This is a genomic window from Streptomyces sp. NPDC085460, from assembly GCF_044541975.1.
Lineage (GTDB): Bacteria > Actinomycetota > Actinomycetes > Streptomycetales > Streptomycetaceae > Streptomyces.
Window position 1 is genome coordinate 259,297 of sequence record NZ_JBITTO010000010.1, and the last position, 22,655, is coordinate 281,951.

Here is a 22,655-nt window from a genome sequence, read left to right on the forward strand (position 1 = left end):
GGGCCCCGCCGGAAGCGCGAGGCTTCGGGCGGGGCCCTCCCGTCGGTCGACCGTCAGCTGTGCGTGCGCAGCAGCGTCCGCATCGTCCGCATGGCCACCGACAGGTTCGCCAGGTCGAAGGTGTCCGAGCCCTGGATCTCCTCCAGGGTCGTCCGCGCGCGGCCCAGGATCGCCGCGTTCTTCTCCTCCCACGCCTTGAAGCGCTCCTCCGGCGTCGAGGTGCCGTTCCCGGCGACCAGGACGTCCGAGGTCAGCGCCGCGTGCGCGGCGAAGAGGTCCTCGCGGATGGAGGCACGGGCCATGGACTGCCAGCGGTCGGCCCGCGGCAGCTCGATGATCCGGTCCATGAGGTCGGTGATCCGGAGCCGGTCGGCCAGGTCGTAGTAGACCTCGGCGACGGCCAGCGGGTCCTTCTCGATCCGGTCGGCGATCGCGACGATGTCGAGCGTCGGGAAGGCGGACGAGAAGCCGGCGACGCGCAGGGCCAGCTCCTCCGGGACCCCGAAGCCGGTCAGCTCGTCGAGGATCGACTGGTACCACTCGGCGTCCGAGCCGCGCAGCAGCTGCGGCAGCCGCTCCCACACCTGCTGGACCCGCTCGGCGAAGAAGTCGATGGTCTCGCCGATCGCGAGCGGCTGCGGCCGGTTGTTGAGCAGCCAGCGGGTGCCGCGCTCGACGAGCCGGCGGGAGTGCAGCCGCATCCGGGTCTGGACCTCGGCCGGGACCCGGTTGTCGAGGGCCTCGACGGCATCCCAGACCTCGCCGAGCCGGAAGATGGCCCGGGCCGCGGTCTGGGCGCGGACGATCTCCTCCAGGGAGGCGCCGGTCTCCTCGCGGAGGCGGTGCAGGAAGGTCGAGCCGCCGGTGTTGACGGTGTCGTTGACCAGGACGGTGGTGATGATCTCGCGGCGCAGCGCGTGCCCGTCGACGGCCTCGCCGAACTTCTCGCGCAGCAGCGTCGGGAAGTAGGCGTGGAGCAGGCCGGCCAGGTACGGGTCGTCGGGCAGCCCGGTGCCGATCAGCTCGTCGGCCACCGTGATCTTGGTGTACGCGAGGAGGACGGCGAGCTCGGGCTGGCTGAGGCCCCGCTCGGTGTTGAGCAGCTCGCGGATCTGCCGGTCGTTGGGCAGGAACTCCAGGGAGCGGTCGAGCGCCCCGTCGCGGCCCAGGCGGCGCATGAAGCGCTGGTGGGCGTGGAGCAGGGAGGGCGACTGGGCGACGGCGTTGGCGAGGGCGGTGTTCTGCGCGTAGTTGTTGCGCAGGACGAGCCGGCCGACCTCGTCGGTCATCTCGGCGAGGATCTTGTTGCGCTGCTTGACGGTCATGTCGCCCTCGGCGACGAGTCCGTTGAGCAGGATCTTGATGTTGACCTCGTGGTCGGAGGTGTCGACGCCGGCACTGTTGTCGATGGCGTCGGTATTGATCTTGCCGCCGGTGCGCTCGGGGCCGCCGGCGCGGGCGAACTCGATGCGGCCGAGCTGGGTGGCGCCGAGGTTGCCGCCCTCGCCGACGACCTTGGCGCGGACGTCGTGGCCGTCGACGCGGATGGCGTCGTTGGCCTTGTCGCCGACGTCGGCGTTGGACTCGGCGGAGGACTTCACGTAGGTGCCGATGCCGCCGTTCCACAGCAGGTCCACGGGGGCCTGGAGGATCGACTTCATCAGCTCGGCGGGGGTCAGCTTGGTGACGCCGTCCTCGATGCCGAGCGCGGCCCGCATGTGGGCGTTGACCGGGATCGACTTGGCGGTACGGGGGTGGATGCCGCCGCCCGCCGACAGCAGCGAGGTGTCGTAGTCGGCCCAGGAGGAGCGGGGCAGGTCGAAGAGGCGGCGGCGCTCGGCGTACGAGGTGGCCGCGTCCGGGTTCGGGTCGACGAAGATGTGGCGGTGGTCGAAGGCGGCGACGAGGCGGATGTGCTCGGAGAGCAGCATGCCGTTGCCGAAGACGTCGCCGGACATGTCGCCGACGCCGACGACGGTGAAGTCCTCGGTCTGGGTGTCGTGGCCGAGCTCGCGGAAGTGCCGCTTGACGGACTCCCAGGCGCCGCGGGCGGTGATGCCCATGCCCTTGTGGTCGTAGCCGGCGGAGCCGCCGGAGGCGAAGGCGTCGCCGAGCCAGAAGCCGTACGACTCCGCAACGCCGTTGGCGATGTCGGAGAAGGTGGCGGTGCCCTTGTCGGCGGCGACGACGAGGTAGGTGTCGTCCTCGTCGTGGCGGACCACGTCGAGCGGGGGCACGACCTCGCCGGCGACCATGTTGTCGGTGATGTCGAGCAGGGCCGAGATGAAGGTCTTGTACGAGGCGATGCCCTCGGCCAGCCACGCGTCCCGGTCCAGGGCGGGGTCCGGGAGCTGCTTGGCGACGAAGCCGCCCTTGGCGCCGACGGGCACGATGACGGTGTTCTTCACCATCTGCGCCTTGACGAGGCCGAGGATCTCGGTACGGAAGTCCTCGCGCCGGTCGGACCAGCGCAGGCCGCCTCGGGCGACCTTGCCGAAGCGCAGGTGGACGCCCTCGACGCGGGGCGAGTACACCCAGATCTCGAAGGCGGGGCGCGGGGCCGGCAGGTCGGGGATGGCCTGCGGGTCGAACTTCATGGAGACGTAGGAGTGCGGCTGCCCGTCCGCGGCCTTCTGGAAGAAGTTGGTCCGCAGGGTCGCCTTGATGACGGTGAGGAAGGACCGCAGGATCCGGTCCTCGTCCAGGCTGGCGACCTGGTCGAGGGCGCCGTCGAGCTCCTCCAGGATGCCGTCGGTGAGCTCGGTGCCGGCGCGCTGCCGCTCCGGGGCCATCCGGGCCTCGAAGAGGGAGACGAGGAGCCGGGTGGTGTGGACGTTGTCGCGGAGGGTGTCCTCCATGTAGTCCTGGCTGAACATGGCGCCGGCCTGCCGCAGGTACTTGGCGTAGGCGCGGAGCACCATCGCCTCGCGCCAGGTGAGCCCGGCGGAGAGGACGAGGGAGTTGAAGTTGTCGTTCTCGGCCTGGCCGGTCCAGGTGGCGGCGAACGCCTCCTGGAAGCGCTCGCGGGCGTCGTCGCCGGCGTAGTCGCCGCCGTTGCCGGTGGCCGCCGGCATCCGCAGGCCGAAGTCGTAGATCCAGGCGTGGGTGCGGTCGGCGCAGCGGAGCTCGTACGGGCGCTCGTCGGTGACCTCGACGCCGAGGCGGTTGAGGACCGGCAGGACGGCGGAGAGGGAGACCTGCTCGCCGGTCTTGTAGATCTTGAAGCGGCGCTCGCCGGGGCCGGCGGCGACGGGCTCGTAGAGGGAGAGCGCGAAGTCCTTGCCGCTGGCGGCGAGGGCTTCCATGCGGACGAGGTCGGCGACGGCGGCGCGCGGCGAGTGGTCCGCCTTGTAGCCCTCGGAGAAGGCGTTGCCGTAGCGGCGGAGCAGCTCGGCGGCGCGCTCCTCGCCGAACTCGGCGTTGAGGGCCTCGCCGAAGCCGTCGGCCCAGGAGCGGGCGGCCTCGACGAGCCGGGCCTCGATGCGGTCCACGTCGGCGTCGGTGAGGGCGGCGAGCTCGGTGCCGGGCTCGACGCGGATGACGAAGTGGAGGCGGGAGAGGATCGACTCGGTGTTCCAGGCGGTGAAGTCGACGGAGGCGCCGTTCAGCTCCTCCTTGAGGATGTCGATGATCCGCAGCCGGACACGGGTGGTGTAGCGGTCGCGCGGCAGGTAGACGAGGGCCGAGTAGTAGCGGCCGTACTCGTCCTGGCGCAGGTAGAGCCGGAGGCGGCGCCGTTCCTGGAGGTAGAGGACGCTGGTGACGACGGACTGGAGCTGGTCGACCGGGGTCTGGAACAGCTCGTCGCGCGGGTAGGTCTCCAGGATCTGGAGCAGGTCGCGGCCGTCGTGGCTGTTCGGGGAGAAGCCGGCGCCGGCGAGGACCTCCTGGACCTTGCGCTTGACGACGGGGACGCGGCGGACGGACTCGGTGTACGCGGCGGACGAGAAGAGGCCGAGGAAGCGGCGCTCGCCGATGACGTTGCCGTCGGCGTCGAACTTCTTCACGCCGACGTAGTCGAGGTACGAGGGGCGGTGGACGGTCGCGCGGCTGTTGGCCTTGGTCAGGATGAGCAGCTTGTGCTCGCGGGCCTTGGCGCGGGCGTCGGCGGGGAGCCGGCTGAAGGACGGGGAGACCGGGTGGGCGTGGTGGCCGGACTCGCCGTCGGTGTGGTGCGGGTCGGAGCGCAGGATGCCGAGGCCGGTGCCGGGGACGGCGGCGAGCGCGTCGCCGTCGACGAGCTCGTACTCGCGGTAGCCGAGGAAGGTGAAGTGGTCGTCGGCGAGCCAGCGCAGCAGCTCCTGGGCCTCTTCGACCTCGGTGGGCCGCAGGTCGGAGGCGGTGGGCTCGGAGCCGAGGCCGTCGGCGATGCGCAGCGCGGCGTCGCGCATCTTCTCCCAGTCCTCGACGGTCTCGCGGACGTCGGAGAGGACGCGGAGCAGGTCGGCGGTGATCTGCTTGAGGTCGGCCTTGTCGGTCTCGCGGTCGATCTCGACGTGGATCCAGGACTCGGCGAGCGCGTCGTGCGGCAGCTCGCCGTGGATCTGGGCCGACAGGACCTCGATGAGCTTGCCGGTGATGTCACGGCGGACGAGGACCTGCGGGTGGATCACGACGTGGATGCCGCGGCCCTGGCGGGAGAGCTCGTTGGTGACGGAGTCGACGAGGAAGGGCATGTCGTCGGTGACGACCTCGACGACGGAGTGGCTGCTGGTCCAGCCGTTCTCCTCGACCGTCGGGGTGTGCACGCGGACGTTCGCGGTGCCCTGGGGGCGGTTCTCCGCGAGCCGGTAGTGGGCGAGCGCGGCACCGAACACGTCGTCCGGGTCGCGGTCGGTGAGGTCCTCGGGCGCGGTGTGCAGGTAGTAGCGCTGGAGGTAGTCGAACACGGTGTCCCGGTCCGGGCGGCCGCCCTCCGGGCCCGTCGGAAGTCGCCCCCCGACCGGGCTGTGCTCAGCTACACGGGCGGCCCTCTCGAGCAGCTCGGCCTTTGCTTCGTCCAGCTTGGTCTGCATGTCCTCTGACTCCTGTCGCGCGCCGTTGCGTGACGTCGGTGGGTAGGGCAGAACGCCTCGACGCGGTGATTCCGGTCGAAGTCGACGTTATGCCCGGCTGAGAGATGCCCGGACGGAATCCGGCCACGGAGGGCGGCGATTCCGGACGGAGGGGATCGGCGCACGCACGGGCGGCCCGGCCGCGTGAGCGGACCGGGCGGCAGCCGGGGGCAGCATTGCCCCCGCGGCGTATCGCGCTGATCACGGGAAAAGCCTATCGCTCAAGCCCCCTGCCCCGTCATGAGCCGTATGTGTACAAAAGCGGGGGTGGAAGTTTGACGTTCTGGACAGCGACACATGCACTGTTGGCGGATCGCGCGGAACGGTGCAGCGTGGACGCGAGCACGACGAAGACCGACCAGCCCTGAGACCAGGAGAGTCATGGCGAAGATCTTGATCGTGACGGGGGACGCGGCCGAGTCCCTGGAGGTGTTGTACCCGTACCAGCGTCTGCTCGAAGAGGGGTACGAGGTCGACATCGCCGCTCCGGCGCGCAAGCAGCTCCGGTTCGTGGTCCACGACTTCGAGCCCGGTTTCGACACGTACACGGAGAAGCCGGGCTACACCTGGCCCGCGGACCTGGCGTTCTCGGAGGTCGATCCGGGCGACTACGTGGCGGTGGTGATCCCCGGCGGCCGGGCCCCGGAGTACCTGCGCAACGACCCGGAGCTCCGCAAGATCCTCAAGTCGTTCTTCGACGCGGACAAGCCGGTGGCCCAGATCTGCCACGGGCCGCTGCTGACGGCGGCGGTCGGCGGCCTGGTGGGGCGCCGGGTCACGGCGTACCCGGCCCTTGAGCTGGACATGCAGTCGGCGGGGGCCGACTTCCAGGACTCGGCGGCGGTCGTCGACGGGCTGCTGGTCTCCTCGCGCGCCTGGCCGGACCACCCGACGTGGATGCGCGAGTTCCTGAAGGTGCTGCGGACGAAGGGCTGAGGGACGCGGACGGGGGCCGCCCCTCGGACGGCCCCCGTACGCCTCGCTACACCAGCTCCTCCGCGACGGCGACGGCCTCCTCCAGGGAGTCCACCACCGGCACGCCGACCCGCTCCAGCGAGGCCCGGCTGTGCGACCCGCCGGTGAAGAGCACGGCCTTGGCGCCGACGTGCGCGGCGGCCACGGCGTCGTCCGCCGCGTCGCCGATGACGACGATCCGCTCGGCCGGGACGCCCAGCGCCTCCAGGTGACGCACCATGTTCGCGGACTTGCCGTCCGTGGACCGGTCGGTGCGCCCGTCGACCCGGACGAACCGCTCCGCGATCCCGTGCCGCCGCACCAGCGGCAGCAGCTCGGCGTGCGGCGCCAGCGAGAGCAGCGACTGGGTGGCCCCGGCGGCCTGCCGGGCGGCCAGCAGCTCGGCGGCGCCCACCGTCAGGCCGCAGCCCTCCGCCCGCTCCCAGTAGTACCGGTGGAAGATGCCGTCCATCAGCGTCCACTCGGCGTCGGTGGGCAGCCGGCCCATCAGCCGCTCGTAGAACTTCGGCACCGGGACGGTGTACAGCTCGCGGTACCGCTCCAGGGTGAGCGGTGCGAGGCCGAGCTCCGCGAAGGCGGCGTTGGTGGCGCCGATGACGGCGGCGATGTCGTCGAGCAGGGTGCCGTTCCAGTCCCAGACCAGATGCTTCCCCGTGTGCTTCCGCATGTGCTGCTTCCCCATGGACCGACGGTACAGGCCGCGGCCTCAGCCGAGGAGAGAGGGGATCTCCTGGACTCCGAACCAGAGCAGCTCGTGGTCCTCCGCCCCGTCCACGACGAACCGCGCGTCGTCGTCGCCCTGGTCCGCGGCGCCCAGCGCGGCGGCCGCGGCGGTGACGTCCGCCTCGGCGTCGTCCGCGTCGGCGTGTACGGCGGCGGCCTTGGCGAGCGCCACGGCGGACGCGATCCGCACCTCGCCGATCGCGCCGGCGTCGAGCCCCCGGTCCGGGTCCGCGACGGCCTCCTGGTCGGCGACGTCGACGGCGACGACCACCCGGCGCCGCGGCGCCTCCGGGTCCCCCGCGACCAGCCGCAGCGAGGCGGCGGCGGCGCGGCTGAGCGCCGCGTACTCCAGCTCCTCGATGTCGTCGGAGACGTACCACTCGCGCAGCGCGGGCGTGACGGCGTAGGCGGTCAGCGGGCCGGGTCCCAGCTCGCCCGCCTTGTGCGCCTGTGCGAGACCGGGAAGGGTCAGAGGGACGTACACGCGCATGGCTGGCCGCTTTCGTAGTCGGAAACGCCCTCAGGATACGTCCGGCCCCACCACCCCGGGATGTCCACCCGTGGCCGGGAACCCCCCTGATAGGTGAATCACTCACCGTGTCCGCCCCGGCCGCCACGACCCTTGCGACGCCCGAACCGCCCCCAGTACAAGATCCCCACGGAAAGTTACCGACCGGTACCACCCGGTCACCCTCCGAAGGGACCCCCATGCGCCACCCCCAGCCGACTCCGCTCCCCCACCCCCGCACCGAGCCCCCCGCCGCCCTCCGCACGGCCCTCCCGCCCACCACCGAACACCCCGCCGCCCGCCACCCGGCCCCAGCGGTGGCCGGCCCCCGCCCGGCCACCGGCACCGCCGCCCGCAGGCCCGGGGGCCCCGCCGACGGCCTCGGGGGCCGCCCGCGCGCCACCGTGCCCGCGCAGGGCGCGGCCGGCGGGAGGTCCCGGTGCGCCGGGGCCGGCGCGGGCCAGGCCCGGCGGACACGGCCCGTGCACACCGCCTTCGCGGAGCGCCTCCTCGCGGTACTCAGCGGAGACCGGCCCGTCCACTCCATGCTGGGGCTGACCGTCGGAGACGCCTACGAGCAGCTGGTCCGCCTCGCGCCCAGGACGGCGGCCCGCGGCCCGGGACCCCGCCCGGTGCTCCGCAGGTGCGCCGCCCAGCCGCACTCCGGCGACACCGTCCTGGAGGTCTTCGCCTCCCTCGCCGCGGGCCACCGCGTCCGCGCCCTCGCCTTCCGCCTGGAACTCGGCCCCGACCACCGCTGGCGGTGCGCCGCCGTCGAACTGGACGGCCTCGGCCGGCTCGTCGGCGGCGCCGCCCACCCATGACGAAGGGCCCCGCCGGAACACCCGGCAGGGCCCTTCACCGACTCACCTCGAACCGACCCGTCCTCGGGCCGACCCGTCCTCGAACCGACCCGCCCTCGAACCGACCCGCCCTCGGGCCGGCCCGCCCCGGCCCGAGTCACCTCGGGCCGAGTCACCTCGGACCGGCCACACCCAGGGCCGCCCTAGGCCGAGCCGTCACTTCTTGCGGCGACGCCCGCCCGCGTTCTTCTGCGCCTTGCGGCGCTCCGCCCGCGTCATCCCGTCGCCCGCGTCGTCACCGTCCGACGCGAAGTCGCCCTCGACGACACCCCCGTCACCGTCCACCGACGGCGCGGAGAAGTGCAGCCGGTCCGGCCGCTGCGGCGCGTCGAGCCCCTTCGCGCGGATCTCCGGACGCCCGCCCGCCGGAGCGGCCTCGGCCTTGTCCAGGGACGGCGCGCCGGCCTGCACCGGAACCTCCTCGACCTGCTGCTCGACCTGGACCTCCAGGTTGAACAGGTAGCCGACGGACTCCTCCTTGATGCCCTCCATCATCGCGGTGAACATGTCGAAGCCCTCGCGCTGGTACTCGACCAGCGGGTCCTTCTGCGCCATCGCGCGCAGGCCGATGCCCTCCTGGAGGTAGTCCATCTCGTAGAGGTGCTCGCGCCACTTGCGGTCGAGGACCGACAGGACCACCCGGCGCTCCAGCTCACGCATGATCTCCGAGCCGAGCTGCGTCTCCCGCGCCTCGTACTGCGCGTGGATGTCGTCCTTGATGGACTCCGCGATGAACTCGGCGGTGATGCCCGCGCGGTCGCCCGCCGCGTCCTCCAGCTCCTCGACCGTCACCTTCACCGGGTAGAGCTGCTTGAACGCGCCCCACAGCCGGTCCAGGTCCCACTCCTCCGCGAAGCCCTCGGCGGTCTCCTGGCGGATGTAGTCGTCGATCGTGTCGTCCATGAAGTGGCGGATCTGCTCGTGCAGGTCCTCGCCCTCCAGGACGCGGCGGCGCTCGCCGTAGATGACCTCACGCTGCCGGTTCAGCACCTCGTCGTACTTCAGGACGTTCTTGCGCGTCTCGAAGTTCTGCGTCTCGACCTGCGACTGCGCGGACGCGATCGCCCGCGTGACCATCTTGTTCTCGATCGGCACGTCGTCCGGCACATTGGCCATGGCCATCACGCGCTCGACCATCTGCGCCTTGAACAGACGCATCAGGTCGTCACCGAGCGACAGGTAGAAACGGGACTCGCCCGGGTCGCCCTGACGGCCCGAACGACCACGCAGCTGGTTGTCGATACGCCGCGACTCGTGCCGCTCGGTGCCCAGCACGTACAGCCCGCCGAGGTCCTTGACCTCCTCGAACTCCGCCTTCACCGCCTTCTCGGCCCGCTCCAGCGCACCGGGCAGCGCCGCCGCCCACTCCTCGACGTGCTCGACCGGGTCCAGACCCGCCTGGCGCAGCTCCGCCTCGGCGAGGTCGTCCGGGTTGCCGCCGAGCTTGATGTCGGTACCGCGGCCGGCCATGTTCGTGGCGACCGTGACGGCCCCGCGGCGACCGGCCTGGGCGACGATGCTGGCCTCACGCTCGTGGTGCTTGGCGTTCAGCACCTCGTGCGGCACACCCCGCTTGGAGAGCTGCTGCGACAGGTACTCCGACTTCTCGACCGACGTCGTGCCGACCAGGACCGGCTGGCCCTTCTCGTGCTTCTCCACGATGTCGTCGACGACCGCGGCGAACTTCGCCACCTCGGTCCGGTAGATCAGGTCGGACTGGTCCTTGCGCTGCATCGGCCTGTTCGTCGGGATCGGGACGACGCCGAGCTTGTAGATCTGGTGGAACTCGGCCGCCTCGGTCATCGCCGTACCGGTCATGCCGGACAGCTTGTCGTAGAGGCGGAAGAAGTTCTGGAGGGTGATCGTGGCGAGCGTCTGGTTCTCGTCCTTGATCTGCACGCCCTCCTTGGCCTCGATGGCCTGGTGCATGCCCTCGTTGTAACGGCGGCCGGCGAGGATACGGCCAGTGTGCTCGTCGACGATCATGACCTCGCCGTCGATGACGACGTAGTCCTTGTCCTTCTTGAACAGTTCCTTCGCCTTGATGGCGTTGTTCAGGTACCCGACGAGCGGGGTGTTCACCGACTCGTACAGGTTGTCGATGCCCAGCCAGTCCTCGACCTTGGCGACACCCGCCTCGTGGATACCGACCGTGCGCTTCTTCTCGTCGACCTCGTAGTCGCCGGTCTCCTCGATGCCCTTCAGCTGGTTGCCGGGCTCGCCCCTGGTCAGGCGGGTGACCAGCTTCGCGAAGTCGCCGTACCACTTGGTGGCCTGGTCGGCGGGGCCGGAGATGATCAGCGGCGTACGGGCCTCGTCGACCAGGATCGAGTCGACCTCGTCGACACACGCGTAGTTGTGGCCGCGCTGCACGAGCTCGTCCTTCGACCACGCCATGTTGTCGCGCAGGTAGTCGAAACCGAACTCGTTGTTCGTGCCGTACGTGATGTCGCACGCGTACTGCTCACGACGCTGCGCCGGGGTCATGTTGGCCAGGATGCAGCCGACCTGCAGACCCAGGAACTTGTGGACGCGGCCCATCATCTCGGAGTCGCGCTCGGCCAGGTAGTCGTTGACCGTGATCAGGTGCACGCCCTTGCCGGAGAGCGCGTTGAGGTACGCGGGGAGCGTGCCGACGAGGGTCTTGCCCTCACCGGTCTTCATCTCGGCCACATAGCCGAGGTGGAGCGCGGCACCACCCATGATCTGCACGTCGTAGTGGCGCTGGCCGAGGACGCGCTTCGCGGCCTCGCGGACCGTGGCGAAAGCCTCCGGCAGCAGGTCGTCGAGGCTCTCGCCGTCGGCGTACCGCTGCTTGTACTCCTCCGTGAGGGCCCGCAGGTCGGCGTCGGAGAGGTTGACGAAGTCCTCTTCGATGGAGTTGACCTGGTCCGCGATGCGGTGCAGTTTGCGCAGGATCTTGCCTTCGCCTGCACGCATGAGCTTGTTGAAGACGGACACTGAGGCTGGTCTCCTTGCCGGTCGGGCCTGGCACTGGGTCTTGTCACGGACACGAGCGCGGGCACGGCAGGTGGTCCCCACCGCAACGGCCATCGTAAGCGAGACCACCCTCACGGAGGGAGGCCCGCAGGGCCGCCACCGCACGTCCGCCCGCAAAGAGAACGCACGAGGTGCTCGGAAGGTGCCGCGCCTTCCGAAAAGTGCTCGCCTCCGCCCGGCACGCGTCCCCACAATCCGGGCATGGATCCCATCACGCTCACCAGCGAACGCCTCCGGCTCCGCGGCTTCGTCCCCGAGGACGAGGACATCGTGTACGCCCACTGCCAGGACCCCGCCATCCGCCGCTGGACGACCGTCCCGGACCCGTACCCCCGCGAGGCCGCCGCCTTCTTCCTGAACCGCCTGGTCCCCGACGGCTGGCGCGACGACACCGACTACAGCTTCGCCGTCGAACCGCTCGACGGCGGCCCCCTCATCGCCGCCACCGGCCTGCACGACCGCGGCCAGGGCGTCTGGGAGGTCGGCTTCTGGCTGGCCCCCGAACAGCGCGGCAAGGGCTACATGGCCGAGGCCGTCCGCACCGCCGCCCACTGGGCCTTCACCGGCCTCGGCTGCGTCCGGCTCATCTGGCGCGCCGAGGTCGGCAACACCGGCTCCCGCGCCGTCGCCGAACGCGTCGGCTTCACCCTCGAAGGCGTCCAGCGCGCCGGCCTGCTCCACCACGGCACCCTCAGGGACGCCTGGATCGGCGCACTGCTCCCCTCCGACTTCGGCCTCCCCAGCCCCGTCCCCTACCTCCCGCCCCGCGACGCCCCGCCCACCGTGGACCCCCGTCCGGCCGCCCGCCCCGAGGGCTCCGGCACTGTCGGTCCGGGGGCCTAGGGTTTCCGCATGACGACCGTGCCGACCACTCCCCAGACAGCCCCGAAGCCCGCCCCCCAGCCCGTCGCCGAGCTCTCCGCCGCCGAAGCCCGCCGCATCGCGCTGCGCGCCCAGGGCTTCCTCGGAGCGCCCGACCGCAGGGCCGGGGTGCGCGGGGTACTCCGTCACCTCGGCCAGGTCCAGCTGGACACCATCTCGGTCCTCGCCCGCTCCCACGAACTGATCCCGTACGCGCGCCTCGGCGCCGTCGGCCGCCCCGCCGTGGAGGAGGCGTACTGGTCGGACGGCCACGCCTTCGAGTACTGGTCGCACGCCGCCTGCATCCTCCCCGTCGAGGAGTGGCCGCTCTTCGCCTTCCGCCGCCGCGCCTACCGCGACCGCCCCCAGTGGCACCACGAGCTGGCCGACGGCTCCTACGCCAAGGTGATCGACCAGCTGCGCGCCGAGGGCCCCCGCACGGCGACCGAACTCGGCGGCGCCAAGAACAAGGGCGAGTGGTGGGACTGGTCCGACACCAAGATCGCGGTCGAGCGGGCGCTGATGTTCGGCGAGGTCGTCGTCACCGAACGGCGCGGCTGGAAGCGGGTGTACGACCTGGCGGAGCGGGCGATCCCCGGGGAGCTGCGCCACGACGACCTGGACGACACCGAGTGCGTGCGCCGGCTCGTCCGGCAGGCGGGCGAGGCGCTGGGCGTGGGCACGCGCGCGGACATCGCCGACTACCACCGGCTCAAGGCCGAGCAGTTCGACGCGGTGGTGGCGGACTCGGGCCTGGTGCCGGTGACGGTGGAGGGCTGGGGGAAGCCGGCCTGGGCGGACCCGGCGGCGCTGGCCACGGAGCCGCGCGGCCGGCACCGCACGACGCTCCTCTCCCCCTTCGACTCGCTGATCTGGGAGCGGGCGCGCACGGAGCGGATCTTCGGCTTCACCCACCGCCTGGAGGCGTACGTGCCGAAGCCGAAGCGGGTGCACGGCTACTTCGCGATGCCGGTCCTGGCCGGCGGCCGGCTCGTCGGCCGCGTGGACCCCGCCCGCGAGGGCCGCACCCTGGTGGCCAAGCAGGTCTCCCTGGACGGCCCGAAGGCGGTCCCCGCGGTCGCCCAGGCGCTCCGCGAGGCCGCGGACTGGGTCGGCTGCGACACGGTCCGCGTCGAGCGCGTGGACCCCCCGGAGCTGACCCCGCGGCTCACGAATACGCTGGACGCGTGAACGCCTAACGGATCTCGGCCTACCGGATCTCCGCTTGCCGGATCTCCGCTACCGGATCTCCAGGATCTTCTCCCGCATCGCGTAGACCACGGCCTCCATGCGGGAGTGGAGCTGAAGCTTCTCCAGGATGTTCCGCACGTGGTTCTTCACCGTGTTCTCCGAGATGAAGAGCTCCTTGGCGATGTCCCGGTTGTTCATGCCGGTCGCGACGAGCTTGAGGACCTCCAGCTCGCGGTCGGTGAGCCGGGGCGCGGGGACGAGCCTGCGCTCGTCCGTGCGCTGGATCATCGACTTGAACTCGGTGAGGAGCTTCGACGCCATCGACGGGCTGATCTGCGACTGCCCGTCCGCGACGGCGCGGATCGCGGTGGCCACCTCGTCGGTGGAGATCTCCTTGAGCAGGTAGCCGGTGGCCCCCGCCTTGATCGCGTCGTAGAGGTCGGCCTCCTCGTCGCTGATCGTCAGCATGATGATCTTCGCGCTGGGGGCCACCTCCTTGATGGAGGTGCACGCCTCGATGCCACCGCGCCGGGGCATCCGTACGTCCATCAGGACGATGTCGGGCAGCAGGTCCGCCGCCTTGTCGACCGCCTCGGCGCCGTCGCCCGCCTCGCCGACGACCTGGATGTCCTCCTCATGGGCGAGGACGATCTCCAGTCCGCGCCGGAAAAGCGCGTGGTCGTCCACGACCAGCACCCGGATCGGCTCCTTGCGCGCCGCCTCGCTGGCCGATTCCGATCCTTCCGGAGCATCCTCATGGGCGAGCGCACCGCGCTCGTGCCCGCTGAGCACCGGGCCGAAGCTGTCTGCCATCGTTCCTCCCCCTGAAGGCCGTGGCCTGAATTCGTTTCCGGTCCCCCAACCACTGCCCGGGAAGCACCGGTTGGCGTGCACGCCATGATTTCATGCCCCGGCGGTCCCGGGGTGGCCCCAGGGGCACACAGGGGTGCCCCTGGCGATCGCGAGAAGCGCTCCAGGGGCACCGGACGGGACGTGTGAGGCGGGTGGTGCGGTACCGGACGGCCGGGCCGTCCGGTCTGCCGTTCGACGGGTCAGCCGCCGAGCGCACCGCCCGCACCGCCGCTGTTCTCGGCGAGCGGGTCGTTCTCCAAGTGGATGACGCCGTAGTCGTACGCGTGGCGCCGGTAGACGACGCTCGGCTGCTTGGTCTCGGCGTCGACGAAGAGATAGAAGTCGTGGCCGACCAGTTCCATCTCGTAGAGGGCCTGGTCCAGCCCCATCGCGGCGGCCTTGTGCGTCTTCTCGCGGACCACCAGCGGGCCTTCGCCCTGGACCTCGATCGAGCCCATCATCGTGGTGGGCACCTCGCCGCCGGTCTCGTCGGCGACGAGCTCGCCCTGCCCGTTCAGCTGGGCGACACCGGGGACGACGTCGGCGACCTCCGCCGCGGAGAGCCGCCCGTTGCCCCGGCGGGTGTAACGCTTGTCGTGCTGCTTGCGAAGCCTGGCCTCCAGCTTGTCGCTGGCCAGGTCGAGGGCCGCGTACGGGTCGCCGGCCGACGCTTCCGCCCGGATGACCGGGCCTCGGGAGTGGAGGGTGATCTCCACCCGGTCGGACCTGTCGGCCTGCCGCGGGTTGGGCTCCTTGGACACCTCGACGTCGAGGCTGATCACCTTGCCGTCGAGCTTCTGGATCTTCTCCAGCTTCAGCTTCTCGGCCACGTGCTTGCGGAACCGCTCGGGCACCTCGGTCTTGCGGCCCTTGACGACGATGTCCACGCAGAACTCCGTTCCCGGATCGCCCACCCGGCTCCTAGGCCGGCGGGCATCTCCCTTTGCACCAGCTCCGGCGGTCTCACCGAAGCTCGGACTTGGCGACTTCGACCTCCTCCTCCCCAGCCGACAAGATCGCCACCCCATCGACGAGAGGTTAATTCGCCCTGAACTCCTGTCCTGTAGGCGCAACCATATGTGCGGTGAGGGCGGGCATTCACGCCTCCCTCACAACCGAACATAGCCCCTTCGGACGGGTGTCGGCACCCGCTGCCGAGACTTACCTCCATTCGGGCGCTTTCACCTCTCACCACCTGCAACGATCCAAGTTCTTGGCGAGTTCCGGTTTATTTCGAACGAGGCGGGAGATGATGCGATCACAGCCGCCACCCGCTGTTCGAATTCGTGCTGCGCGAAATCACTCCGGGATCTTTCCGCCGCCCCGTCGGTGAACGGCGGGTGTACGACTCCGAGGGCGCGCGCCGCCTCCGCGAGCGTCGCGCCGGTCGTCATCACGTCGTCCACGAGGACCACCCGACCCGCCGCCAGAAGCCGCCCGCCGCCCGGCACCACCTCCAGCGCCCCCGCCAGGTTCGCCCGCCGCCCGCGCGCCCCGAGCCCCGCCTGGTCCGCCACGGCCCGCCGCTGCCGCAGCACCGGCACCACCCGCGCCGCTCGCCCCGCCCCCCGCAGCCGCGCCGCCGCGGCCAGAGCCACCCGCCGCGTCGGATCATGCCCCCGCGCCCGCACGGAGCGCCGCGAGGACGGCACCGGCACCAGGAGCAGCGGACGGCCCCCGGAGCCGCCCACACCGGCCTCCACGGCCCGCGCGAGCACATCTCCCAGCACCCGGCCGAGCCCCAGCGCCCCACGCTCCTTGTGCGCGATCAACAACGCCCGCACCACGCCCTCGTACGGCACGGCGGCATGCACCACGGGCAACCCCGGCGGCTCGGGCACGGGCCACACCCTCCGGGGGCCCACCCCTCCCCCTCCCCCGCCCCCACTCCCCCCGTCGCCACCGGCACCCACGCCGACACCGTCGCCGTAACCACTCCCGCCGTCGCCCGCCAGCACCCCCGCGCACCGCGCGCACAGTCCCGTGCGAGGCGCCCCGCACCCCTCGCACGCGCCGGGCAGCACCAGCCCGGAGATCTCGCGCCACCAGCCCCGCATACGTCCACTCTGTCGGGGCCGGGACGGCGCCGCCACCCCTGTGGACAAGGCCCTGTGGACAACTCGGCAACCGCGGAACAGCCGGCCCCGCGCTACCCCGGCGCCCCATCGATCCCCGGGGCGGGGCTACCCGGGGTAGACCGGCTCGTTCCCCGACTTCACCACCGGCTGCCAGTTGGCGCCCGGCATCAGCCGCACGATGCCGTCGTTGCCGGAGGAGGCGATCAGGGGTTCGGTCTCCCGGTGCGGCGCGGCGACGCCGTTGACCCCGTTGAGGCCCGGCAGCACCGAGCTCGCGGAGGTGGAGCCGTCGGTCTGGAGGTAGCGGATCTGCTGCACCCCGCCGGCCTCCCGGCCGACCACGACGAGCCGGGAGGGACCGGCCCAGGAGACGGACGAGACCGATTCCATGCGCGGCGCGGCGGGCTGGAGCCCGTCCACCGACACGACCTGCTCGTCCATGCCGTCCTGCCGCTCGATCCGGCCGATCTGGAGGGTGGTCCGCCCGTCCCGGGTGATCAGGAGCGCGATGCGCACCCCGTCCGCGGAGACCCGCAGCGACTCGACGCGGGTGTCCTCCGTCAGCCACGGCGTGTGGACCTCGATCCACTTGCCGTCGCCGTCGGGTACGAGAATCAGTCTCTGGTGGCCCTTGGCCCGGTCGGCGACCCACAGGTTGCCCTGCCCGTCCCAGCTGGGCTGCGAGAGCCGGTTCTTCGGCCCGGCGGCGGCGCCGGCCGCGCTCCTGAACACGGCCGGCGGCTGCTCCTGCTCGGTGGTGATCGAGGAGACGTAGAGCGAGCCGCCGTCCTTGGAGACGCCGGCCGCCCGGGTCCCGCCGCGGGCCACGGCGATCGAGCCCAGCGGCTCCGCGCCCCGGCCCAGCGGACCCGGCACGTCGGCCGTCTGGACCGTGTCCTTCCCGCCGCTCTGGAGCGCCTTCATCCGGCCGTCGTCGTCGATGAAGTACGGGGTCTCGGCCTGCCCGGTGTCCCGGACCGCCTCGAACTCGGCGGCCTGCGCCTTCCCGAGCCGGCACACGACGTTGTTGTCGACGTCCTGGAGCTCCACCTGGTCGACCCGTACGGAGGGCAGGTCGCCGAGGGTGACGAGCAGCTGGGCGGCGAGCCGCCGGCACACCTCGCCGCCGAACCGGTCGGCCTTCACGTTGAGCGGCACCTTGAGCGTGGACTGGTCGTCCGTGCTCAGCGTGGTGACGCCCGCCTTCAGCCCCGTGCCCGACGGGAAGGGCGCGTCGACGGCCGGCCGCAGCCAGTTCGTCGGCCCGGCGAGGAGCGACTTCACGGTCTGGGTCACCGGGTCCATGCGGGTGACGGGGTCCTGCCGCTGCCGGATGTAGACGGGGTCGGCGACGAGCCGGTTCTCGCCGGAGGCGAAGTAGTACTTGTTGACCGACCGGTAGTTGCGGAGGAAGTCGGCCTCGCCGAGGACCAGGCCGGGCGGCAGGGTGTCGATCCGCCACTCCTTGTCCTTGCCGTTGGCCACGGGCTCCTGCACGACGTGGATCGCCTGGGCGTACTCCACCGGGCTGATCGCCTGGTAGGCGTGCCGGGAGTCCACGGTCGCGATGGTCCGGCCGGAGATGGGGTAGGCGCGGCCCCGGTTCTCGGGGTCCGCGTGGCGGTCGGCCGGCTCGCGGTCGGGCGCGGTGGAGAGCACCGTGATGCTCTGTTCCGGCTTCCAGTTCTTCGCGGCCTTCTGGGTCAGGTACTTGCGGGCGGTCGCGAAGCCGGGGTCGTCGCTGGTCATGGCCTCCAGGAAGCCGTCGACGATATCGTCCGGGTTGGCGTTGTCGCGGGGGGCGACGGCGTAGACCCGCACCTGCGAGTCCCCGGGGTTGGCCCCCCGTACGGCCTGGACGTCACCGCTGTCGGGCATGGTGGCGCAGCCCGTCACCAGGAGTCCGCCGCAGGCGGCGAGCGCCAGCGTCCGTCCGCTCCGTCCCCGCCCCGCCCGCAGTCGCGCGTCAGCGCTCACCTGTGCCGTCCTCCCGCTCCGCGTTCCCCGCCGTGCCGTTGCCCCGGCCGTTGCCCCGGTCCTGACCTGTGCCGTGGCCGTGTTCCGTGTCCGCCGCCGTACGGGCCACCACCCGGGCCCCGCTGCCGGGCAGCGCCGCCGGGTCGACGGCCGCTCTGGGCGGCCCCGGGATCCGCGGCGGTACGGGGGAGAGCGGGGGCCGCTCCCCGGCCGGCTGGACCGGCACGGAGGCGTTCCGGGCGGTGTCCTGCGTGCGTGCCGCGGCGGCCTGCTCCCGGTTGCGCCGGGAGTCGGCGGGCTCCAGCGGTATCGGGGAGCCCCGCAGCGGCTCGTCGGCCGTGCGCGGCAGCGTCAGGCGGAACTGGGAGCCGCCGCCGGGCTCGCCCCATGCCTGGAGCCAGCCGCCGTGCAGTCGGGCGTCCTCGACGGCGATCGACAGGCCGAGGCCGGTTCCGCCGGTGGTACGTGCGCGTGCCGGGTCGGCCCGCCAGAAGCGGTTGAAGACCCGGGTGGCCTCGCCCGGCTTCAGGCCGACGCCGTAGTCGCGTACGGCGACGGCGACGGCCCCGCCGGCCGCGGCCAGCTTCACGACGACGTCCCGGCCCTCGCCGTGCTCGACGGCGTTGACCACGAGGTTGCGCAGTACGCGCTCGACGCGGCGGGCGTCCGCCTCGGCCACGACGGGCTGCTCGTCGCCGACGACGACGATCCGGGTGCCCTTGCGTTCGGCGAGCGGCTCGGCGCCGCCGATGACCCGGCGCACCACCTGCCGCAGGTCGATCGGCTCGGCTTCGAGGGCGGCGGCGCCGGCGTCGAACCGGCTGATCTCCAGCAGGTCGGAGAGGAGGGATTCGAAGCGGTCGAGCTGGTCGCCGAGGAGTTCCGCGGAGCGCGCGGTGACGGGGTCGAAGTCGACCCGGGCCTCGTGGATGACGTCGGCCGCCATCCGGACCGTGGTCAGCGGGGTCCGCAGTTCGTGCGAGACGTCGGAGACGAAACGCCGCTGCATCCGCGACAGCTCCTCCAGCTGCTGGATCTTCAGCTGGAGGTTGGACGCCATCTTGTTGAAGGCTTCACCGAGGCGCGCGATGTCGTCCTCGCCGGTGACCTTCATCCGTTCCTGGAGCCGGCCCGCGGAGAGCCGTTCGGCGATCCCGGCCGCCATGCGTACGGGGGTGACGACCTGCCGCACGACGAACCAGGCGATCGCCCCGAGCAGCACCACCACGAAGAGTCCGGCGGTCGCCAGGGTCGTCTTGACCAGGGCGAGGGAGTCCTCCTCCTGGGTGAGCGGGAAGAGGTAGTAGAGCTCGTACTGCTTGCCCTCGGCGTCGTTGAGCCGCTTGCCGATCACGAGCCCCGGCTCGGACGGCTTGTCGCTGGTGTAGTGGATGCGCCCGAACTTCTGGTACGGCACGTTGCCCAGCGCGACGTTGTGCCGCAGGGCGACGGGGACGGACCGCGCCGGGTCGACCTCGCCGGAGGCGCGGGCGCCGCGGCTGGCGGTGTCGCTGGAGTCCAGCGAGAGCGCGACCACGTTGAAGGCGTTCTGGCCGCCGCTGGCGAGCTGCTCCACGAGGGTGGAGCGCCAGTTCACCGAGGAACCGGCGCGTACGCCGTCCTCTCCGGGCACGTTCGGGGTGGTCGCCGCCCGGTCCTGGGCGGCGGAGAACCCGCCCGCGGCCTGGATCTGGGCGGCCTTCTCCTTGGTTTCGAGGAGGCCGTTGCGGACCTGCCCGATGACGACGAGGCCCAGCAGCAGGACCACACCGAGGGACATCAGGAGGGTGCCCGCGACGACCCGCAGCTGGATGTTCCGCCGCCACAGCCGTACGGCCGGAAGCAGCGGCCGGCGGATCAGCCGGGCGACGATCCGGAAGACCCGGCCGCCCGGCGTCCCGTCCTGGAGCAGTCGTCCACCGCGTATCAGGCGGCCGGAACGCGAGCCCCCCCGTCCCGGTCCGGCAGCCCGCCCCGTACGGCCCCCGGGGTCCGGGGACTCCGGAGCAGTACTGCCCTTGCTCATATCAGCTCGGTCCCGCCTTGTAGCCGACGCCCCGGACGGTCACCACGATCTCCGGCCGCTCCGGGTCCTTCTCGACCTTGGAGCGGAGGCGCTGGACGTGCACGTTCACCAGCCGGGTGTCGGCGGCGTGCCGGTAGCCCCACACCTGTTCGAGGAGCACCTCGCGGGTGAAGACCTGCCACGGCTTGCGCGCGAGCGCGACCAGCAGGTCGAACTCCAGCGGGGTGAGGGCGATCGACTGCCCGTCCCGCTTCACGGAGTGCCCGGCCACGTCGATGACGAGGTCCCCGATGGTGAGCTGCTCGGGCGCGGGCTCCTCGGAGCGCCGCAGCCGCGCCCGGATGCGGGCGACGAGCTCCTTCGGCTTGAACGGCTTGACGATGTAGTCGTCGGCCCCGGACTCCAGGCCCACGACGACGTCGACGGTGTCGCTCTTGGCCGTCAGCATCACGATGGGCACACCGGACTCGGCCCTGATGAGCCGGCACACCTCGATGCCGTCCCGTCCGGGCAGCATGAGGTCCAGCAGCACCAGGTCCGGCTTCGCCTCCCGGAATGCGGAGAGAGCCCGGTCGCCGTCCGCGACGAACGACGGCTCGAACCCTTCACCCTTGAGCACGATCCCGAGCATCTCGGCCAGTGCGGTGTCGTCGTCGACGACGAGAACGCGTCCCTTCATATCGACATCATCCCATTTCCGTATCAGTCTCAAGGCGGCTGGTGAGATACCTCACTGACCTGCGACAACGCCTCGGACGGGTCCCCCTGACTCCCCGTGTACGCGCGCTCCGCCGCCAGTAACGACTGTCACCCCCGTGCCCCCGCGGTCGCCCAGAACCGTACCCCGCCGGGAGCCGAACGCCCACGTTCCGGAGCAAGCTTCGTACCCCTCTACGAGAAGGGGGTTCCGCTCAGGTCCATGCCGGGGCCCCTCGTGACACGATGGCGGTCGGCCCGCCGCCCGACCGTGGACGGCCGCCGTGACCGAGCCGGTTCGCCGACCGGCACCGCGACCCAATCCGCCGAGGTGGACGACCGTGAACGACACTCCGGGCCGGAACAAGCCCGGATCCGCCCCTTCCGACGGCCAGGACGACGTCCCCGCGATCCCCGGGCCGTCCTCCCCCACGGAGCCGAACGACTCCGCGTCCCAGTGGTCGAAGGACCAGCCGCCCGCCGGCCGTTGGTCGCCGCCGACCGCCGGCCGCGACCGCCCGCCGGCTCCCGGTCGCGCCTGGTCGACGCCCCCGCAGCGCGCCGGGGGCGGCCAGGGCGCCCCGGTGGCCCCGAAGCCGGGTGTGATCCCGCTCCGCCCGCTGGGTGTGGGCGAGATCCTCGAAGCCTCGGTCGCGACGCTCCGCCGCTACTGGCGGACGGTGCTGGCGGTCACGGTCCCCGTGGCCGTCGTCACCCAGGTCGCCCTGATGTTCGTCCAGCGTTATCTGTCCTCGGAGGTGCCGACGCTGCACGCGGACGCGACTCCGGCGGAGCAGCTGGAGGCGGCCTCCGCGTACCTGCGGGCGTCCGTGACCGAGCTGGCCCCGACCATGCTGGTCTCGGTGGCGGCCTCGGTCTTCGTCAGCGCCCTGCTGACGGTGGTGGTGAGCCGGGCCATCCTGGGCCGCCCGGTGACGCTCTCCGAGGCGTGGCGCGAGGCGAGCCCCCGTCTGCCCCAGCTCCTGCTCCTGTCCCTGGCGCTGCCGCTGGCCGCCGGTCTCCTCGCCTTCGTGGCGATGCTCCCCGGCCTGCTGCTCGGCGGCGCCGGCGGCGCGTCGCTGGCCGTCCTCGGCGGCGCGGCCGCCCTGGTCGCCATCGTCTCGCTGCTGATCCGCTTCAGCCTGGCCTCTCCGGCGCTGATGCTGGAGCGCCAGGGCATCGTCCCCGCGCTGAAGCGCTCCGCGAAGCTGGTCGCCGGCTCCTGGTGGCGGATCTTCGGCATCACCGTGCTGACGCAGCTCCTCATCACCGTCTTCACGATGGTCCTGGCGATCCCGTTCACGGCGGTCGCGTTCGCCGTCGACGGCGTCGGTACGGGCTCCGCCTTCGAGCTCACCTGGACCTATCTGATCGTGATGGCGGTCGGCGGCATCATCAGCAGCTCTCTCACGTACCCGATCGCCGCCGGCGTCACGGTGCTCCTCTACGTGGACCAGCGCATCCGCCGCGAGGCCCTGGACGTGGAACTCACGAAGGCCGCCGAGTCCCCTTCCCAGCACTGACCCCGTCCCCTCGAAAAGCTCCCGTCCTCCGCCCCAGGGCATCGAGGACGGGAGCTTTTCTCGTACCCGGGAAAGCCCGTAGCGCCCGCTTCACGGCGATACGAGTCACCCCCAGGCACAGGGGCGCACGGCACCCGGACGAAGCCACCCAGCCCCCCGTGAGGGCCTTCACGGCGCCCGTCCCGTACGACACCACCGGCCTGGTGAAGCCGGCGTAGGGACGGGTACCCCTGAAACGCAGAAAAGCCCCGCACCATAAGGTGCGGGGCTTTCCCACAATGATTGTTCGGCGGCGTCCTACTCTCCCACAGGGTCCCCCCTGCAGTAC

Annotated in this window: 15 protein-coding genes; 5 read left to right on the forward strand and 10 right to left on the reverse strand. The window is 71.7% G+C overall.

The window, feature by feature from the left end; translation table 11 throughout:
* Nucleotides 1–53 precede the first annotated feature (53 nt).
* On the reverse strand, nucleotides 54–5,015 hold the full coding sequence (locus ACIGHB_RS26720; RefSeq protein WP_399916426.1) for an NAD-glutamate dehydrogenase: 4,962 nt from the start codon (nucleotides 5,013–5,015) through the stop codon (nucleotides 54–56).
* A 420-nt stretch (nucleotides 5,016–5,435) separates the two neighbouring features.
* Between ACIGHB_RS26720 and ACIGHB_RS26725 the strand changes: the two genes are divergently transcribed.
* Nucleotides 5,436–5,990, forward strand: a complete 555-nt coding sequence (locus ACIGHB_RS26725; protein ID WP_360319672.1) for a DJ-1/PfpI family protein — start codon at nucleotides 5,436–5,438, stop codon at nucleotides 5,988–5,990.
* Nucleotides 5,991–6,036: 46 nt separating this feature from the next.
* Here ACIGHB_RS26725 and ACIGHB_RS26730 read toward each other — a convergent pair whose 3' ends face one another.
* Together ACIGHB_RS26730 and ACIGHB_RS26735 are read right to left on the reverse strand one after the other, a co-directional pair.
* A complete protein-coding gene (locus tag ACIGHB_RS26730) occupies nucleotides 6,037–6,711 on the reverse strand; it encodes an HAD family hydrolase (protein WP_360319670.1) in 675 nt (224 codons plus the stop codon).
* Between the two features lie 24 nt (nucleotides 6,712–6,735).
* Complete coding sequence (locus ACIGHB_RS26735; protein ID WP_360319668.1) at nucleotides 6,736–7,242, reverse strand: DUF6912 family protein; 507 nt, start codon at nucleotides 7,240–7,242, stop codon at nucleotides 6,736–6,738.
* 218 nt (nucleotides 7,243–7,460) lie between these two features.
* Here ACIGHB_RS26735 and ACIGHB_RS26740 point away from each other — a divergent pair, with 218 nt between their 5' ends.
* Nucleotides 7,461–8,084, forward strand: a complete 624-nt coding sequence (locus ACIGHB_RS26740; protein ID WP_399916429.1) for an Rv3235 family protein — start codon at nucleotides 7,461–7,463, stop codon at nucleotides 8,082–8,084.
* A gap of 195 nt (nucleotides 8,085–8,279) precedes the next feature.
* On the opposite strand, the gene secA is transcribed toward ACIGHB_RS26740, so the two are convergent.
* Nucleotides 8,280–11,084, reverse strand: a complete 2,805-nt coding sequence (secA, locus tag ACIGHB_RS26745; protein ID WP_360319666.1) for a preprotein translocase subunit SecA — start codon at nucleotides 11,082–11,084, stop codon at nucleotides 8,280–8,282.
* Nucleotides 11,085–11,324: 240 nt separating this feature from the next.
* Here secA and ACIGHB_RS26750 point away from each other — a divergent pair, with 240 nt between their 5' ends.
* Both ACIGHB_RS26750 and ACIGHB_RS26755 read left to right on the forward strand, forming a co-directional pair.
* The gene (locus tag ACIGHB_RS26750; RefSeq protein WP_360319664.1) at nucleotides 11,325–11,966 is read left to right on the forward strand and encodes a GNAT family N-acetyltransferase; all 642 of its coding nucleotides are present in this window, start codon (nucleotides 11,325–11,327) and stop codon (nucleotides 11,964–11,966) included.
* A gap of 9 nt (nucleotides 11,967–11,975) precedes the next feature.
* Nucleotides 11,976–13,175: a winged helix-turn-helix domain-containing protein gene (locus ACIGHB_RS26755; RefSeq protein WP_399916431.1), complete on the forward strand. Its 1,200-nt coding sequence runs from the start codon at nucleotides 11,976–11,978 to the stop codon at nucleotides 13,173–13,175.
* A gap of 48 nt (nucleotides 13,176–13,223) precedes the next feature.
* Here ACIGHB_RS26755 and ACIGHB_RS26760 read toward each other — a convergent pair whose 3' ends face one another.
* From ACIGHB_RS26760 to mtrA, 6 genes are all read right to left on the reverse strand, one after another.
* Complete coding sequence (locus tag ACIGHB_RS26760) at nucleotides 13,224–13,988, reverse strand: response regulator (protein ID WP_388878456.1); 765 nt, start codon at nucleotides 13,986–13,988, stop codon at nucleotides 13,224–13,226.
* A 239-nt stretch (nucleotides 13,989–14,227) separates the two neighbouring features.
* On the reverse strand, nucleotides 14,228–14,914 hold the full coding sequence (hpf, locus tag ACIGHB_RS26765; RefSeq protein ID WP_376597442.1) for a ribosome hibernation-promoting factor, HPF/YfiA family: 687 nt from the start codon (nucleotides 14,912–14,914) through the stop codon (nucleotides 14,228–14,230).
* Nucleotides 14,915–15,208: 294 nt separating this feature from the next.
* The gene (locus tag ACIGHB_RS26770; RefSeq protein ID WP_399916434.1) at nucleotides 15,209–16,084 is read right to left on the reverse strand and encodes a ComF family protein; all 876 of its coding nucleotides are present in this window, start codon (nucleotides 16,082–16,084) and stop codon (nucleotides 15,209–15,211) included.
* A gap of 126 nt (nucleotides 16,085–16,210) precedes the next feature.
* On the reverse strand, nucleotides 16,211–18,082 hold the full coding sequence (locus ACIGHB_RS26775; protein WP_399916436.1) for an LpqB family beta-propeller domain-containing protein: 1,872 nt from the start codon (nucleotides 18,080–18,082) through the stop codon (nucleotides 16,211–16,213).
* Nucleotides 18,072–20,108 (reverse strand): MtrAB system histidine kinase MtrB, encoded by a 2,037-nt coding sequence (gene mtrB, locus ACIGHB_RS26780; protein WP_399916438.1) that lies wholly within the window; start codon nucleotides 20,106–20,108, stop codon nucleotides 18,072–18,074. The genes ACIGHB_RS26775 and mtrB overlap by 11 nt, the downstream gene beginning before the upstream one ends.
* A gap of 1 nt (nucleotide 20,109) precedes the next feature.
* Complete coding sequence (gene mtrA, locus ACIGHB_RS26785; RefSeq protein WP_360319652.1) at nucleotides 20,110–20,787, reverse strand: two-component system response regulator MtrA; 678 nt, start codon at nucleotides 20,785–20,787, stop codon at nucleotides 20,110–20,112.
* A 358-nt stretch (nucleotides 20,788–21,145) separates the two neighbouring features.
* Here mtrA and ACIGHB_RS26790 point away from each other — a divergent pair, with 358 nt between their 5' ends.
* Nucleotides 21,146–22,327 (forward strand): glycerophosphoryl diester phosphodiesterase membrane domain-containing protein, encoded by a 1,182-nt coding sequence (locus ACIGHB_RS26790; RefSeq protein WP_399916441.1) that lies wholly within the window; start codon nucleotides 21,146–21,148, stop codon nucleotides 22,325–22,327.
* The last annotated feature ends 328 nt before the right edge of the window (nucleotides 22,328–22,655 follow it).

Excerpts from the sequence above, each read along its gene's own strand:
- ACIGHB_RS26720 (WP_399916426.1), bottom strand. The coding sequence starts at position 5,015 with ATGCAGACCAAGCTGGACGAAGCAAAGGCCGAGCTGCTCGAGAGGGCC.
- ACIGHB_RS26725 (WP_360319672.1), top strand. The coding sequence starts at position 5,436 with ATGGCGAAGATCTTGATCGTGACGGGGGACGCGGCCGAGTCCCTGGAG.
- ACIGHB_RS26730 (WP_360319670.1), bottom strand. The coding sequence starts at position 6,711 with ATGGGGAAGCAGCACATGCGGAAGCACACGGGGAAGCATCTGGTCTGG.
- ACIGHB_RS26735 (WP_360319668.1), bottom strand. The coding sequence starts at position 7,242 with ATGCGCGTGTACGTCCCTCTGACCCTTCCCGGTCTCGCACAGGCGCAC.
- ACIGHB_RS26740 (WP_399916429.1), top strand. The coding sequence starts at position 7,461 with ATGCGCCACCCCCAGCCGACTCCGCTCCCCCACCCCCGCACCGAGCCC.
- ACIGHB_RS26750 (WP_360319664.1), top strand. The coding sequence starts at position 11,325 with ATGGATCCCATCACGCTCACCAGCGAACGCCTCCGGCTCCGCGGCTTC.
- ACIGHB_RS26755 (WP_399916431.1), top strand. The coding sequence starts at position 11,976 with ATGACGACCGTGCCGACCACTCCCCAGACAGCCCCGAAGCCCGCCCCC.
- ACIGHB_RS26760 (WP_388878456.1), bottom strand. The coding sequence starts at position 13,988 with ATGGCAGACAGCTTCGGCCCGGTGCTCAGCGGGCACGAGCGCGGTGCG.
- ACIGHB_RS26770 (WP_399916434.1), bottom strand. The coding sequence starts at position 16,084 with ATGCGGGGCTGGTGGCGCGAGATCTCCGGGCTGGTGCTGCCCGGCGCG.
- mtrB (WP_399916438.1), bottom strand. The coding sequence starts at position 20,108 with ATGAGCAAGGGCAGTACTGCTCCGGAGTCCCCGGACCCCGGGGGCCGT.
- mtrA (WP_360319652.1), bottom strand. The coding sequence starts at position 20,787 with ATGAAGGGACGCGTTCTCGTCGTCGACGACGACACCGCACTGGCCGAG.